Annotated in this window: 17 protein-coding genes and 1 pseudogene; 17 read left to right on the top strand and 1 reads right to left on the bottom strand. The window is 31.7% G+C overall.

Going from position 1 to position 15,043, the window contains the following annotated elements; all coding sequences use genetic code 11:
- The 5 genes and pseudogenes from JM658_RS16030 to JM658_RS16010 form a co-directional block, all read left to right on the top strand.
- Positions 1-734, top strand: a pseudogene (locus JM658_RS16030) (hypothetical protein); the annotation flags it as partial.
- 28 nt (positions 735-762) lie between these two features.
- A complete protein-coding gene (locus JM658_RS16025) occupies positions 763-1,923 on the top strand; it encodes a hypothetical protein (RefSeq protein WP_236960663.1) in 1,161 nt (386 codons plus the stop codon).
- A 7-nt stretch (positions 1,924-1,930) separates the two neighbouring features.
- Complete coding sequence (locus JM658_RS16020) at positions 1,931-3,187, top strand: T9SS type B sorting domain-containing protein (RefSeq protein WP_236960661.1); 1,257 nt, start codon at positions 1,931-1,933, stop codon at positions 3,185-3,187.
- 24 nt (positions 3,188-3,211) lie between these two features.
- Entirely contained in the window at positions 3,212-4,141 is a 930-nt protein-coding gene (locus JM658_RS16015; protein ID WP_236960659.1) for a PorP/SprF family type IX secretion system membrane protein, read from the top strand.
- Between the two features lie 21 nt (positions 4,142-4,162).
- The gene (locus JM658_RS16010; protein WP_236960657.1) at positions 4,163-6,109 is read left to right on the top strand and encodes an OmpA family protein; all 1,947 of its coding nucleotides are present in this window, start codon (positions 4,163-4,165) and stop codon (positions 6,107-6,109) included.
- An 83-nt stretch (positions 6,110-6,192) separates the two neighbouring features.
- On the opposite strand, the gene JM658_RS17155 is transcribed toward JM658_RS16010, so the two are convergent.
- Positions 6,193-6,366 (bottom strand): Arm DNA-binding domain-containing protein, encoded by a 174-nt coding sequence (locus JM658_RS17155; protein ID WP_262911779.1) that lies wholly within the window; start codon positions 6,364-6,366, stop codon positions 6,193-6,195.
- A 557-nt stretch (positions 6,367-6,923) separates the two neighbouring features.
- On the opposite strand from JM658_RS17155, the gene JM658_RS16000 reads away from it, so the two are divergent.
- The 12 genes from JM658_RS16000 to JM658_RS15945 all read left to right on the top strand — a co-directional run bounded on the left by JM658_RS16000 (position 6,924) and on the right by JM658_RS15945 (position 14,944).
- Complete coding sequence (locus JM658_RS16000) at positions 6,924-7,505, top strand: Crp/Fnr family transcriptional regulator (RefSeq protein ID WP_236960653.1); 582 nt, start codon at positions 6,924-6,926, stop codon at positions 7,503-7,505.
- Positions 7,506-7,581: 76 nt separating this feature from the next.
- Positions 7,582-7,965 (top strand): VOC family protein, encoded by a 384-nt coding sequence (locus JM658_RS15995; protein WP_236960651.1) that lies wholly within the window; start codon positions 7,582-7,584, stop codon positions 7,963-7,965.
- Positions 7,966-7,977: 12 nt separating this feature from the next.
- Positions 7,978-8,373, top strand: coding sequence for an SRPBCC family protein (locus JM658_RS15990; RefSeq protein WP_236960649.1), 396 nt, complete (start codon positions 7,978-7,980; stop codon positions 8,371-8,373).
- Positions 8,374-8,392: 19 nt separating this feature from the next.
- A complete protein-coding gene (locus tag JM658_RS15985) occupies positions 8,393-8,791 on the top strand; it encodes a VOC family protein (protein ID WP_236960647.1) in 399 nt (132 codons plus the stop codon).
- Between the two features lie 32 nt (positions 8,792-8,823).
- The gene (locus JM658_RS15980; protein WP_236960645.1) at positions 8,824-9,279 is read left to right on the top strand and encodes an alpha/beta fold hydrolase; all 456 of its coding nucleotides are present in this window, start codon (positions 8,824-8,826) and stop codon (positions 9,277-9,279) included.
- Positions 9,280-9,296: 17 nt separating this feature from the next.
- On the top strand, positions 9,297-9,545 hold the full coding sequence (locus tag JM658_RS15975) for a hypothetical protein (RefSeq protein ID WP_236960643.1): 249 nt from the start codon (positions 9,297-9,299) through the stop codon (positions 9,543-9,545).
- Between the two features lie 301 nt (positions 9,546-9,846).
- Entirely contained in the window at positions 9,847-10,263 is a 417-nt protein-coding gene (locus tag JM658_RS15970) for a VOC family protein (RefSeq protein ID WP_236960641.1), read from the top strand.
- Positions 10,264-10,281: 18 nt separating this feature from the next.
- On the top strand, positions 10,282-10,659 hold the full coding sequence (locus tag JM658_RS15965; protein WP_236960639.1) for a nuclear transport factor 2-like protein: 378 nt from the start codon (positions 10,282-10,284) through the stop codon (positions 10,657-10,659).
- Between the two features lie 694 nt (positions 10,660-11,353).
- A complete protein-coding gene (locus JM658_RS15960; protein WP_236960637.1) occupies positions 11,354-12,142 on the top strand; it encodes a hypothetical protein in 789 nt (262 codons plus the stop codon).
- Between the two features lie 708 nt (positions 12,143-12,850).
- Complete coding sequence (locus JM658_RS15955) at positions 12,851-13,534, top strand: sensor histidine kinase (protein ID WP_236960629.1); 684 nt, start codon at positions 12,851-12,853, stop codon at positions 13,532-13,534.
- On the top strand, positions 13,531-14,217 hold the full coding sequence (locus JM658_RS15950) for a response regulator transcription factor (protein ID WP_236960627.1): 687 nt from the start codon (positions 13,531-13,533) through the stop codon (positions 14,215-14,217). Before JM658_RS15955 ends, JM658_RS15950 begins: the two co-directional genes overlap by 4 nt.
- A 238-nt stretch (positions 14,218-14,455) precedes the next feature.
- Positions 14,456-14,944, top strand: a complete 489-nt coding sequence (locus tag JM658_RS15945) for a putative adhesin (RefSeq protein WP_236960625.1) — start codon at positions 14,456-14,458, stop codon at positions 14,942-14,944.
- The last annotated feature ends 99 nt before the right edge of the window (positions 14,945-15,043 follow it).

The following is a 15,043-nucleotide window of genomic DNA, read 5'->3' as shown; positions in this document are numbered from 1 at the left end:
CAGATGAGGCTTCGAATCCTTTTATAGCTGTTGTTACAAGTACCGATGCAGATAACTTGTTAGCAGTAGGAGCAGATGGTGGAGCGATGTTAACGGAATCAGATATTTTATCCGTTGAAACTAATACTACTTTAGAAATTGATAATACCACAAATGAACTTGTATACACAAATGAGGATAATGACAATGCAGCAATATCTCTAGATGATTTAAAGAAGGAGCCTTGGTTTGATCAGGCAAATGTAGGAGAACAAGCAACCGGAAATCTTCAAGATATTTATCAAATGGGTCGAGTAGGTATTGGTACTCAGGATATGAATGGAATTGATTTTGTAACGAATCCTGATGTAATGCTCGCAGTAGCTGGATCAATAGTTACCCAAAACTCAATTTATGCTGACTATGTTTTTGAAGATTATTTTAATGGTTTTTCAACTATAAATGATACGTATGAATTTAAAAAATTAGAAGAAGTAGAAGTTTTTATTAAAAAACACAGGCACTTACCTGGTATAACACCAGTAAATCAATTGAAAAAAACAGATAAAGGCTATTCATTTGATATTTCTAAGCTAACAATTCAAAGCTTAGAGAAGATAGAAGAATTATACCTTCATACTATAGAACAAAATAATATAATCAAAGCTCAATCTAAAGAGATAGAACGACTAAAAGCGGAACAAAAATCTTTAGAAGGTCGCTTAAAGAAAGTTGAAAGTCTTTTAAGTAATTAATTCGTCGAATAGTTAAAGATAATATACTATGAACATAAAAATATTTTTTATCGCATTATTGTTAACTCTATCATTAAGCAACGTACAAGCTCAATCACAAACGGGTATAAATACACAGTCTCCGGATCCTAGTGCTGTTTTAGATATAACTTCTACTGATAAGGGAATTTTAATTCCGAGAGTAGATTTAACTTCTACGACTATGGATTTAGACGGAGACACTACACAGGCTACTGGACTTTTGGTCTTTAATGTAGGTACGGTTTTAAATGAGGGATTTTATTATTGGACAGGTAGTGTATGGACTGCCTTAGATAGCAAGGAGGTTATTATCCCCGAAATTGATGAACTCTTTTGTGAGCAAGCAACTTTAGAACCTCAAACATTTGAAGCGGGAACTTCATTTACTGGAATATTAAAGATACCCTATTCGGGGGGGAATGGTGGAGATTACGATCAAGGATCTCCAATTAGTTCTACTGGAAATACAGGTTTAACCGCTACTTTAAAATCAGGAACCTTAGAATTTGGAAATGGTTTTTTAGTATATGATGTTTCAGGAACTCCAAGTGATGATTCTCCTACAGGAGCTGATTTTGATGTAAGTTTTGGTACTACTAATGTGATTAATTGCATTGCAACTGTTGGAAACATTGAAACAGCATCATTGGAAGATATAGCAACCTTGGGCCCTTTACTTGACACGAATGACAATGGAGTTAATGGCTTTCATAGGGTAATTACCTCTCCTGATGGAAAATTTTCCGTTCGAGTTTTTGTACCCGATAACATAAATTTAGCTAATGCAGACTTACAAATTAGGTCTAATGATGAAGCAAGATCAATAATGTGGAATGCTAAAATTGGATATGTAAATGGTTTTATAGGTTCGGGAAATAATTCTTTATCATTTTCAATTCCAGATATGTGGTATGGAAATTCTGGGAATGACGGTTCATCTGAACCTATAACTTCTAATAATAATACAGCCTGGAGCGATGCGGATGTTTATTTCAACTCTCCTGAGCAACGTGTATATATGTGGACCACTACAGATGTTTCTGAAAAAACAATGTACCGATTGATTTTTATGATGGGTGCCCCTTCACCTAATATTCCAGCTAATAATACAAATGCGGCTAATACTAAAGCCTATTTATATATCCAACAAGTAATTTCAGCAGACTAAGAAGGTAATGAAAGTATTCGGAAATTATATATTCACTTTTTGTTTGTTGTGGAATTTATATTCTTACTCCCAAACAGTTAATAATGTCCAATTTGTTGTTTTGGGTGATACCCAAATGATTGTGTTGGATGATTTTTATAACCAAAATTCAGCTGAGCTTTATAATGATGGTGAATTTTATCTTAATGGAAATTTATACAATAACGCAATTTTTGATTATCTGGAGGAGGGAGGAATAACAGCATTTATAGGGAATAGGCTACAATTAATCTCAGGAGATAATGAAAGCTATTTTTATGATGTTCTCTTTGATAGTTCACTGATTAAGGGCGCTTTTGGTTTAGAAGGAACTATAAGTATTCAAAATAGCGCTACATTTTTATCAGGAATTATAAACCAAGAAGACTTTGGGGGGACCATAATTTTTGATAAAGATGCAATTATAGAAGCAGGTTCTAACAATAGTTTTGTTGATGGTTATGCAAGTAAAATTGGAACAGGATTTTTTAGATATCCAATAGGTGATGCTGATTTTTATAGATATATAGAGTTAACACCAATAGAAGGAGAGGAAGCTATCAGTTCGACCAAGTATTTTTACGAAAATTCTAATGACTTATACAACCATAGGAGTAAAGAAGAAACAATTGATTATATAGATGAGAAAGAATATTGGGAGGTAAAAGTTATCAATAGCACTTCTGGAACTAATGTCACTATATATTGGGATGCATTAACTACAGGAAGTACAATTTTAAATGAGGCTTCTGAAAACATTCAAATTGTACGATGGGATGAAGATTTATCAATTTGGATAAATGAAGGGGGCGATGTTAATTTATCTGGTGATGGAATAACTACAACAATAGAAAAGGGAGGTGTTTTAGCCCTAGCGGTGAAATCAAGCACCGAAGAGGTTTCCTGTGGGGAAATTATTATACACAATGCTATTACTGCCAATAATGATGGGTATAATGATTTCTTTAAGATTGAGTTTGAGAATGAGGGAGATTGTATCTATACTGAGCCAGTTAATGTGAAAATTTATAACCGTTGGGGTTCATTAGTTTTCGAAAGTTTAAATTATGGGACTGATATTACTGAAGATGTATTTAGCGGATATTCAGAAGGGAAAATGACTATTAATAATAATCAGTTGTTACCAACGGGAACATACTTTTATACCGTACAGTTTATGTATGATAGTAATGGAATCCAAAAAAATTATAGTAAATCAGGATATCTGTATCTAACTTCAGATTAATTGATTTTTTTTAAAAGATGTGGTATGAATAAAGAATCAGCTTTTTATGTATTTATATTGTTAATAATTGCACTTTTTTTTGTTGGAAATACCTCATATGCACAACAAGAGTCGCAATATACCGAATACATGTACAATACCATTACTATAAACCCTGCATACGCAGGCAGTAGAAAAGTATTGAGTTTTAATGGAATATACCGCTCCCAGTGGGTGGGTTTAGATGGGGCACCTGAAACCATTGCTTTTTCTGTGAACTCACCTCTGGGCAGAGGGAAAGTTGGTGTAGGATTTGATGTTGGAAACGATAGGATCGGGCCTTCAACGGAAACAAATGTAGCTGCTGATTTCTCATACACCATTGGACTGAATAGAGGGATAAACCTATCTTTTGGCTTAAAGGGAGGCTTTAATACACTAAATGTAGATATAAATAAATTGAACCCTGATCAACAAATAGACCCCAGTTTATATAATGTAGACAAAGTTTCAGCAATTGTTGGCGCTGGCTTTTTTGTACATAATGATAAATGGTATGTAGGATTATCTTCTCCGAATTTATTAGAGACCAAATACTATGATGATGTTGCTGTGTCTACAGCTACTGAAAAAATACATATTTACTTAATAGGAGGGTATGTGTTTAATCTAAGCAACTCACTTAAATTTAAGCCAACAGTTCTTACTAAAGCTGTAGTTGGGTCACCGCTAGCGATTGATTTGTCTGCAAACTTCTTATTCTATGAAAGGTTCACTTTAGGGGCGGCATATAGGTTTGATGCTGCAGTGAGTGCGCTAGTAGGTTTTCAAATAAGCAATCAATTAATGCTAGGGTATGCATATGATTATGACACCACAGAATTGGGCAATTACAATTCTGGATCGCATGAATTTTTTATAAGATTTGAATTTGGAACCAAGGTTCGAAATAATGTAAATCCAAGATTTTTTTAATTATCACTTTAAGTTCAGTAAATGTTAAGTTTTAAATCTTTTAATACGTGGGTTACTGTTTTTATGTTGTTTTCTTTTTCGACAGTATCCTCACAAGAAGCAAAATTGAATAGGGCAGATGCGTCCTATAAGCAACTTGATTATATAAAAGCCTCTGAAATCTATGAGGAGGTTGCCAATAGGGGATATCAGTCTGTTGAACTGTTTGAAAACTTAGGGAATACCTTTTACTTCAATGCAAAATACAAGGAAGCATCTAGATGGTATCAGAAGTTGTTTGAAATGGACTCCTTAGTTGATAGGGTGTATTATAGACGTTATGCACAGTCACTTAAAGCTATAGGACAAGATGCAGAGTCAGAAAAAATGTTTGATACCTATTTAAGACTAACTGGAAGTATTTCAGAAGTTGAGTTTACGTCATCGGAGTATTTAAAACTTATATTAGAAAACTCTGGGCGATATAGTATTAAGAATTTATCAATTAATACGAGTGGGGTTGATTTTGGAGGATTTATGCATAATGGAAAACTCCTTTTTGCCTCAACCCGAGATACATTAAGTTTAGTAAAACGAAAAAGTTCATGGGATGGGTTGACTTTTTTAGATCTCTACGAAGTTCAATTTGATTCAGTTAATCTAGAGGGTTTAAGCAATAAAATTAAGGGAGATGTAAATACCCGCTTTCATGAATCTTCTGGTTGTATTACTAGGGATGGTAAGAGTTTATATTTTACCCGTAATAATACAACTCCTATTGAAAAAAAAGGAGGCAGTAATATTCAACGATTAAAAATATACCGATCTACCTTGGTCAATGGAAAGTGGACTAATATAGAAGATCTTTCCATTAATAGTGACAATTATTCAACAGCCCATCCAGTTTTAAATTCAAGTGAGGATAAGTTGTATTTTGTATCAGATCGTCCTGAGTCCATTGGAGCTACTGATATCTTCTACGTCAATATTAATCCTGATGGCAGTTTAGGGAAGGTGGAAAACATGGGAAATGTTATCAATACAAATGGAAGAGAATCATTTCCCTTTGTTTCAGAAAGAAATGAATTGTATTTTTCTTCTGATGGACATTATGGATTAGGAGGTTATGATGTTTTTTATACTCAGTTATTAGAGAATGGAGAAGGAGCAAAGAGTTCTATTTTAAATGTAGGTAAACCCATTAATTCTTCTATGGACGATATCTCTTTTTCTATTGATTTAAATACGCACATGGGGTTTATAAGCTCCAACAGAGAAGGAGGATTAGGTTATGATGATATATATTCCTTTGAAGAGACTAAGGATATAAGAGAACTTATTCAAGGTATGATATATGGAACTGTAACCGATGCTGATACCAAAAAGCCTATTGTAAATGGAAAAGTAGACCTATATGACGAGAATGGCTCCTTATTTATTTCAGCTTTAACTGATTCAGAAGGAAATTATGTAGCAACAACTAATCGTTTTATGGGATATACGGTGCGTGTTTCAAAAGATGAATATAGCTCGAAAGAGATAAGTTCCATTAATGGGGAGAAAGAACAAAAAATTGATTTTGAACTGGAAAGAAATTTATACGCTCTAACCACGGGAGAGGATCTTGCGAAAATGTTAGGGATTAAGGAAATTTATTTTGACTTTGATAAATGGAATATTCGTCCGAATGCAGAAGTTGAATTACAGAAAGTATTAATTGCTATGGAAAAATACCCTAATCTAAAAATAGTTATTAAATCTTATACGGATAGTAGAGGAGATGATTCATATAATCAAATACTCTCGGAAAGACGATCTCGTGCAACTAAGGAATATTTGATTCATAAAGGCATAAGTAAGAATCGTTTGTCAACGTTTGGGTATGGTGAATCTAAATTAGTCAACAAATGTAAAAATGGAATCTTGTGTACTGAATCTGAACATCAGCAAAATCGTAGAAGCGAATTTATAATAAATTATTTTAAGTAATTAATTGTTAGCACTGTTTTATTGATCTTAAGTGCTTTAATAGTAATGCAAGTTATGCCACTTTTTTATACTAAACTTAGGATTTAGCCTTTAGTTTTTCCTAATTTGGCTATCCAACGATTCGCCTCAATTTTCCTGTTGATACTAAATTCTGCCCTTTTACCGTCAATGGTTATGCGCATATAGATATTACATTTCTTATTTAAATCCGCTTTTGATTTTTTTATGTAGTACAGTAGTGATAGAGAATTGATCATAAGTGATACCGAATCTCGAAGAAAAGTTACAAAATGACTACCTAATTACAAAGTACAATACTTATGAGAAAACTCGTTGGTAGTAAGTTATATAGATATATAATGATTGCTTCTGGAAGTACAATTAGATTTCTAAAATGCTCTGAGTTCCCAATCTAATAGTAGTACCATAACTAGAGAAATAAAGATTAGTTCATTTGAAAACTACTAATCAATTTATGCTAGATAAAAAACTTATAAAACATTTGTAAATTTTAGCACTATGAATCAATAAAAAATACGAGGAGAACTTAATATTTTAATGGTTTTCCTGTATAAAGCTATAATATAATTACTTATAAGCATTAGTCTATCCCATTAAGGAAGTCATTTTCATTCATTAATGAAAATGAATTTATAGACAAGTCTTAACTTCTGGAATGAGCGAGTAATAAATTTCTAAAAATAGGTTAAGCATTTGGTACAGAATTTACAGACGACATTTTTGAATCTGATATTTCATGAGCAATTAAATTAAACAAAAAATAAATTATATTTTTATCTAAAAGTATAAGTCTATGAAAGCTTCCTTTTTCGAAAATATATACAATCATCAGAACATTAAAAAAGGGGATTACAAGAACATTATTGATTCCCATACAAAAGTTACATTTTCAAAAAATGAAATTGTACTGAATGAACATAAAATAAGTAATGCTTATTATTTGATAAAAAAAGGTTTATTTCGTTCATATGTGATCGATTATAAAGGAAATGAAATTACCACCGATTTTTTTGGTCCTAATGATATTCTCATTGAAGTAGCTTCACTATTCCTTCGAATACCATCAAAAGAAACCATTCAGGCATTAACAGACTGCGAAGTTTATAAAATTACATTCAACGATTTCCAAAAGTTATATACAACTATAGAAGGTTTTACTGAGTGGGGTCGTAATTGGATGTCTCACCAACTTTTTTTGGCAAAACACCGTGCTGTTAATATGCATATACAAAGTGCTTCACAACGCTATATAAACTTAGTACAAGAAAAACCTCAAATCATTAAAGAGGCACCCTTAAAACACATTGCTACTTATTTAGGAGTTACTGATACCTCTTTGAGTAGAATAAGAAAAGAAGTATTTTCTGAAACATAGAACTTGCCATAAGACAAGATTTTATTGATTTTCTTTTTTCAATTTTGTGATACTAACAACTAAAAGAATATAAAAGATGAAAAATTTTAATCCAGTGGTGTGGTTCGAAATTTATGTGAACGATATAGATAGAGCTGCAAAGTTTTATGAAAACGTATTTCAAATAACAATGGAAAATATAAGTGACCCAACAAATAATTTTGTAGAAATGAAAAGCTTCCCGAGTGATATGGAAAGTTACGGTGCTGCTGGTGCTTTGGTGAAAATGGAATCTACAAAGCCTTCTACTAATGGAAGTCTGGTTTATTTTGGCTGTGAAGATTGTAAAGTTCTAGAAAGTAGAGCAACAGAAAATGGAGCAGAAATCATTCAAGCAAAAATGGGGATAGGTGAACACGGTTTTGTTTCAATAGTCAAAGATACGGAAGGCAACTCCATTGGATTTCATTCCTTGCAATAAGAATAAATTTTTATGGAAAGCATCGAACACATCAATTACGTCAATGTTCCTGTTTTTAAGGTCTATAAAACACTTATTCATGAAGAAGGCTTAGGAAATATTTGGACAACAAAACTAAAAGTAAAACCTGAAGTAGGTTTTGTTAATGAGTTTGATTTTGATGAAGGTTATCTTACAAAGTTTAAGATTGTAGAACTAGTTCAAAACAGTAAAATTGTTTGGGAATGTATTGCATCAGATGAAGAATGGATAGGCACTAAAGTATCTTTTGAACTTAGTGAAAGAAATAAGGTCACAACCATTAAATTGAAACATTTTGACTGGAGAGCTCGCACGGAGTTTTACGGTTGGTGCAATTATAATTGGGCCATGTTTTTACTAAGATTAAAGAACTACTGCGAAAGATAAATTAACAAGTAGCAAAGTTATGAAACAACAAATCTCAACTTTTCTAACATTCCAAAAAAACAACGCTGAAGAAGCAATGAATTTTTATGTCGATTTATTCTATAATTCAGAAATAATAGAGATACAACGCTACGGAAAAGATGGCCCTGGTGCAAAAAGAACAATCATTAGAGCAATTTTTGAATTAAACGGGAAACAATTTATGTGTAGCGATAGTTTTATTCAACACGAATGGACTTTTACACCTGCGGTATCGAATTGGGTAGAATGTAATTCAAAAGAAGAAATTGAACATTTCTTTGTGAGACTATCAGAAAATGGAGTTGTAAAAATGCCTATGGATTACTATGGGTTTAGTAAACAATTTTCTTTTGTAGAGGATAGGTTCGGAGTTTCTTGGCAATTGAATTGGTCATAGCTCTTTTTTACTTCTGATATCATATGATAGAAATGGAAAATACAAGACTCATTTTAATTCCCCGAGCTTGGTCAGATGCATCTATTTGGAAGCTTTTCGTTAATGAACTCTACAATTTAGGAATCCAATCACATTCGATAACTTTGGATGGACTTAATAAAGAGATTACTGAAAAGCACATTGATTTAGAGCCTCACATACAAAATGTTGTAAATTTTATTGAAACTCATAAAACTGATCAATTTTATTTAGTAGGGCACAGCTATTCAGGATTTGTTGCTTACTTGGCAGCAGAGCGCATTCCAGATAAAATTGTTGGTTTAGTTTTTATTGAAGCTTTTTTGCCTGAAAATAACAAGTCCTTGCTAGAAGTGGCAGGACTGGATGTAGCATCAGAAACTAAGTCAATTGAGGAAAATAATGCTGGTGGCCATTCCCTACTAAAAAAGAATTGCAATCTCAATCATATTTATCGAAAGATCAAATAGATTACTTAGTCAATAGTATGATGAGTCATCCTGGAAGAACGGTAACGGATAAGGTGCAAATACATAATGATGTTCTTAGGAGTATGCCTGTCTATTATATAGGAGGATTCTTAACTAAAAGTATTAAAACTAATTCTAATTTTGAGAAAATAACCTTTGAAAAATTAGATGGGGGACATTGGCCCATGCATACCAAGCCGAAAGAATTGGCAACTGTTCTAGTAGAAATATTGATATCAAAAAGGAATAAAAGTAGCAATGACTAGTTATGCCATACTTAGATTTTTTATAATCTGTTGTCGCTGAATGGATTCGTTGAAGTAGAAAATCACGATTTCACTGAGACATGGTAAATCTTGAACTAAATGCGTTTGTAGTAGCTCAGCTAGATGGATTAAGTGTAAGAAAAAACTATTAATGAATGGTTCAATATTAGCCAAACCAGACGATCTGACTATAGCAAAAACAATGAATGAAATGTAGATATTGGAATATTCTAGTATATTAAGAACATTTGTTAGAAAAGAATTCTTGGTTGTATTAAATTAGATAGATAAATAAAATAATATGCTGATAAAAAAAATATGGGCAAACTTAGGTGTGGAAAACATCGTCCGCACTAAAACTTTTTATCAATCCTTGGGCTTTGAGTTAAATGGAAACCCATCAGATGATTTAGTTAGTTTCTTTTTTGGAGCAGATAATTTTGTAATTCACTTCTTTAAAAAAGAAAAGTTAGAATCGAGTCTAGAAGGTAAATCTGCTGACTTAAATATTGGGAATGAAGTGATGTTTTCCATGGCAGCAGAGAGCAAAGACGAATACAACCGTTGGGTGACTCAAATAAGCAAAGCAGGCGGCAGTATTTTATTCGATTCAAACGTAGACAGAAAAGAATTCTATGATGAAAATGGATTTTTCGTTTGTGTTTTTGTCGACCCAGACGGGCATAAATTTAATCTTCTCTATAATGAAAATATGTAATGCTAATAATGATAAAAAATGACCAAAGTAATAGCAAGCCCTTATTGTGGTAATTCGCCCAAAATGGAATTCCTGAAAAAGTTTAGCATAGCCTTTGCTGAAGTGAATCTTATATTTTTAATTAAAAATGTGACAGATGATATCGTTTGGAGTATTATTGGAGGCCAAAAAATTGAAGGGAAGGCAAATTTTATAAAGGCTTTAGAAGAAGTGCAATGTGTGAAAACCGCTGAATTAATATTGGACCAGATCTTATCTCACGGCAAAGGAGGAGCGGCAAATGGCACAAGGATAATGGAAAATGGAGAGGATTATGCATTTTCAGATTTTTATATTTTTCAAAGTGTAAAGGGCGAAAAAATTAATGCTATTACATCCTATTGTATAAAAATATAAAAGCGTTTCATTATGTACCCATATTGAAAACCTAATCGTCTTTAACATGAATATTAAAAATGATCATAATGAAAGAATTTGCATTTATTTGTAGATTAAACGACATTTTAAGTTTCCCCTAGGTTTTTTGAGTTTACAGTGAAAATTTTAGAGGAAGGTTTGAAAATAGTTAAATAGTAATCATGTTATAACTGTTACTTTATAATTTATTATGACCTTTTTCATATTAGTGGTAAACAAAACTTTATTTTTTATTAAGAATTATTGGAAGGGTATCCTACTCCTTCTTTATCTTGTACAATGTTAAGTTAAAGTGTAAATTGTCAATGTTTTTATAGTATGGGATACTTTTGTTAGTTACCAAAAGCTTGTTCCAAATTGTAATTGTATTACTCCAACGAAGTACATTTTTTTGGTGAGAATCCAGGTATTAAAATCGTATGTATCGCAAGTAAATAAAAATTAAATGGAGCAATCCATTAAATAAAAGAGGAATTGTTGTTAAATAGAAGTACATATGAAGCTTTACAAGGATCAATAGTATAAATAGGGTAAAGTTGATGAGAGTAAGCTAAATTAGAATTTATATGGACTTTAGTGGAAAAGAAATTGGCGATTCTGTCATATCTATAAATTTCTTTTCTTAATTTTATACGTATGAAAACCTGTTGTTTAACCAAATCTAGCTACCGATATGCCATTAAATAAACTCAATAAGGAGAATTGTATTAAAGCGATTCAAATCTGGAATGAAGCCAGATGCGATTATTCCAAAATAAGTAAATTAATAGCTCCATTTTCTAGTTTTAGCTTCAGTTTGGAGGATTATTTATGGCTCAAGCATAAGAATGATTATAGTTTTTTTCATATCTATGTAGGTATTCATAATAGTAAGCTTATTTTAATTAGCGTGCCTTTAAATAACCAAGGAAAAGAAAAGAAGTTAGATTTTTTCATCTATTCAAGTTATGGACCAATAGCAAATAATTTGACACTGGTTGAAGAGGATACTTTTGTGACTACTAAAAAAACAGTTTTGGATAAAAACCTAAATGTTATTAGTTATTGTGAAAACAACAATCTACCAATCAATAATGAACCACGTATAAGCCAAAGAGCATCCGTAAATGACATTGAATTATGGAAAAATAACTGTATGGATTGGTTTTATTATGAATGTGAAAAAGATAATGGAGAAAACATTTTCAAAGCTTTTAAAGTGCCTTTTTCTGATGCAGATATGCTAATTAATGATAGTAAATATAATGAAATAAAGATACTATTTGGATTAAAGTTTTCTATAGTATACCAAAAATCACTTCCTAACTTAATTTTTGTAGCTACACACAGTTCTGGTAAAAAGGATTCAAGAATCATTCGGGGAATATCTGTTGATACACCAGAGGTAATGAATACTCAAGATTACTCACAACCATGCCCTCCATTTTGTAGAGAATCTGACGATTTTGGGTTGTTTAGTTAACTTTAAAATGCGAAATTTTTTTTTCATTTCCCTGACTTTATCGAATATACTACTATTCGTGTCCTTTGTCTATGGGATTTATAGCAATAAAAGGAATGAATGCGTTATTTTGAAATGGTTACTAGCATATTTAGCAGTCGTGTTATGTGTTGAAGTAGTTAATAAGTTTTCAATTTATATTCTTAAAAGTCAGGATACCAGTTTTACATATCCTTTTTATATAGCACTTGAATTTTTTACGCTTTCTCAAATGCTAGCCGCGGAATTAAAATTGTCTAGAATTTGGAGAAAGATTTTGATAGGAATCTGTATTTTATTTTTCGTTGAAGGCATACTACTTTGGAGATATGATAAGGTATTTGGCCCTAGTTTTAGCCTTATTTTTTCACGAATGTTTTTTATTATTGGGAGCGGTTACATCCTATTGAAAGAAATAGCGAAGAGGAATACGCCTAATCCAATTTTATTGGTATATGAAGCCCTGTTGTTTTATTACATTGTATCTTTATTTTTATTTCTAGTATTAAATCAATTGCCATCACTCGATGGTGATAGTTCATATGTTCTATGGAGTATAAATAATCTATTGAGTTCAATATTATATGTGTCATCCTTTTATGCCTTTTACAAATTAAACAAATAGAACTAAATATAGTCCATCTAGTCATATTGATTTTAGTATTATCAATTGTTTTAATATTATTTTTTTTGATATACAGAGTTTTTCTAAGGAGGATTGTAAAAGAAAAAAATAAGTTGTTCCAAAGTGAATTGGATCATCAGAAAAACCTTAGAATTCAATATAGTTTAGTTCAGGAAAATGAGCGTAAACAAATTGCTAATCTCTTACACGATCATATAGGTAGTAAATTAAATATTTTATCACTTTGGATTGACAATGAAGACACCTGGAGCAATAAAAATTCTAGAGCAGTAATAGAGAATCTAGTTCCGAAATTAATAAACGAAACAAGAAGTATATCACATGAACTCTATCCAGTATCACTTGAAAGGTTTGGACTTATACTTACTATAGAAGAACTGTTATCAAATATTGAATTATTTTTTAAGATTCAGTTTTTTTTAGCATATCCATATCAAAAAAAAGAACGGTTAATTGAAATTCAAATTTATCGTATAGTTCAAGAATTTATTTCAAATGTCGTAAAGCATGCTCAAGCCTCTGAAGTAAAATTATATCTGCGTGATGCAGCGAACGCCTTTTCAATTGTATTAGCGGATAATGGAATAGGCTTTAACTTAAGTGAGATTAAGAGAGGAATGGGAATAAACAATATAGAGACAAGATTAAAGTCAATTGAAGCAACCTGGAAATGGAAAAGTGATTCAAGAAAAGGAACACGTTTAATAATACTGATTTATAACTCATGAAAGATTTAATAAATATAGCAATTGTTGATGATGAATCTCTCTTTGTGGAAGGGATTACACTCTTATTCTCTGGGCATAAAAATATTTCGGTAACTATGGCTGAAACTGATGCTACAAGGTTTCTTAAGAGACTTTCAAAATTACCCATAGAAGAGCATCCTGATATAGTTTTAATTGATCTTCAAATGGAGCCTATGGATGGTTTTGATCTTGTAGAAGAAATAAAAAAGATATATGAGCATCTAAAGATTATAATTCTTTCGTCCCATTATAAACAGAATGTTTTTGGTCATATGATAAAGATGGGAGTTTCCGCATTTTTACCCAAAAATGCTAAAAAAGAAGATTTTATAATGGCCATTGGTACGGTTCATAAAACGGGCATTTATTTTTCTCATAATGACCATGAAATGTTAAAAGGATATCTAAATTCTAAGCAAAAACGTCCCAGCTTAATTAGTCATGAAGAACTATCTCCAAGAGAAATAGATGTTTTAAAATTAATATGTAAAGAATATACAAATCAAGAAATTGCGGGAAAATTATTCTTAAGTGTTCGTACAATTGAGAGTCATCGTCAAAATATTTTAGATAAAACGGGGGCTAAAAATACAGTAGGAATTGTTCTTTATGCAATATTAAATAATATTCATCCTCTACCTCCGCGTGTTCGCTACGTATAATTACGGATTTTATAATATAGGGGATTTTACTCTTTCCACTTTTTCTTTATATGATTTTATTTGTATTGTTAATCAATTGAAGCTTCATAAGGATTAAACATTTGACATTAATTACAGTATGCAACGAAGTTAATAAATTCGATAGACACATATTACATCCTAATCTGTTCTAATCATTACTTATTAACGTTTCTGTGATTCATTTAAAAAAGAATATTAACCATCTAAAAATTATATTATGAGCGTACATGTATCTAACAAAGATATTGTCCTATTAGGACACGGAAGCTATTCAGGGGGAGCAAAAAACTTTAAGCTTCCAGAAACCATTGACCTATATGTTTTACAGCCAGTTGGCTATACACTTATGACAGACGTGGCTGCAGCATTGATTACACAACAACCCATTACAAAAATACTTTTACATCATGCCAATGGAAGTGGGAATACATTGATAGATCCTCCCATGGCTATATATAGAGGAGGTGAACTGGCTCCAGACCTTATGCTGTATGATTTAGGAGAATTAACATCTTGGGGTCAAAAAGTAATTGGAAATAAGAAGAATGTTATTACTGTTAGTACTACCATTTCATTATCCGATTTAATTACCACCCAAAGTAAAATAAAAGTAGCATTAGATAATTTACCAAAAGGTGAAAAGTTAAAATTGTATTGGTCTGCTTGTGCAAGCCAAGTTAGGGGTAATAATGCGAGTTTACCTTAACCCATTATTTGAGATATTAACATTAACCAATAGGCCATTCAATGCATGGCTTATTGGTTTTTTTGGTAGATACAGGGAGTTTAATAACTTTTAGTGTAT

It is taken from the genome of Joostella atrarenae, from assembly GCF_021764745.1.
In the GTDB taxonomy this organism is placed as follows: domain Bacteria; phylum Bacteroidota; class Bacteroidia; order Flavobacteriales; family Flavobacteriaceae; genus Galbibacter; species Galbibacter atrarenae.
The sequence above is the reverse complement of the archived record's forward strand: the minus strand, read 5'-3'. Positions and strand labels throughout refer to the sequence as shown.

What these genes read in the sequence shown, in the direction of transcription:
- JM658_RS16025 (WP_236960663.1), top strand. Translation starts at nt 763, where the DNA reads ATGAACATAAAAATATTTTTTATCGCATTATTGTTAACTCTATCATTA.
- JM658_RS16020 (WP_236960661.1), top strand. Translation starts at nt 1,931, where the DNA reads ATGAAAGTATTCGGAAATTATATATTCACTTTTTGTTTGTTGTGGAAT.
- JM658_RS16015 (WP_236960659.1), top strand. Translation starts at nt 3,212, where the DNA reads ATGAATAAAGAATCAGCTTTTTATGTATTTATATTGTTAATAATTGCA.
- JM658_RS16010 (WP_236960657.1), top strand. Translation starts at nt 4,163, where the DNA reads ATGTTAAGTTTTAAATCTTTTAATACGTGGGTTACTGTTTTTATGTTG.
- JM658_RS17155 (WP_262911779.1), bottom strand. Translation starts at nt 6,366, where the DNA reads ATGATCAATTCTCTATCACTACTGTACTACATAAAAAAATCAAAAGCG.
- JM658_RS16000 (WP_236960653.1), top strand. Translation starts at nt 6,924, where the DNA reads ATGAAAGCTTCCTTTTTCGAAAATATATACAATCATCAGAACATTAAA.
- JM658_RS15995 (WP_236960651.1), top strand. Translation starts at nt 7,582, where the DNA reads ATGAAAAATTTTAATCCAGTGGTGTGGTTCGAAATTTATGTGAACGAT.
- JM658_RS15990 (WP_236960649.1), top strand. Translation starts at nt 7,978, where the DNA reads ATGGAAAGCATCGAACACATCAATTACGTCAATGTTCCTGTTTTTAAG.
- JM658_RS15985 (WP_236960647.1), top strand. Translation starts at nt 8,393, where the DNA reads ATGAAACAACAAATCTCAACTTTTCTAACATTCCAAAAAAACAACGCT.
- JM658_RS15980 (WP_236960645.1), top strand. Translation starts at nt 8,824, where the DNA reads ATGGAAAATACAAGACTCATTTTAATTCCCCGAGCTTGGTCAGATGCA.
- JM658_RS15975 (WP_236960643.1), top strand. Translation starts at nt 9,297, where the DNA reads ATGATGAGTCATCCTGGAAGAACGGTAACGGATAAGGTGCAAATACAT.
- JM658_RS15970 (WP_236960641.1), top strand. Translation starts at nt 9,847, where the DNA reads ATGCTGATAAAAAAAATATGGGCAAACTTAGGTGTGGAAAACATCGTC.
- JM658_RS15965 (WP_236960639.1), top strand. Translation starts at nt 10,282, where the DNA reads ATGACCAAAGTAATAGCAAGCCCTTATTGTGGTAATTCGCCCAAAATG.
- JM658_RS15960 (WP_236960637.1), top strand. Translation starts at nt 11,354, where the DNA reads ATGCCATTAAATAAACTCAATAAGGAGAATTGTATTAAAGCGATTCAA.
- JM658_RS15950 (WP_236960627.1), top strand. Translation starts at nt 13,531, where the DNA reads ATGAAAGATTTAATAAATATAGCAATTGTTGATGATGAATCTCTCTTT.
- JM658_RS15945 (WP_236960625.1), top strand. Translation starts at nt 14,456, where the DNA reads ATGAGCGTACATGTATCTAACAAAGATATTGTCCTATTAGGACACGGA.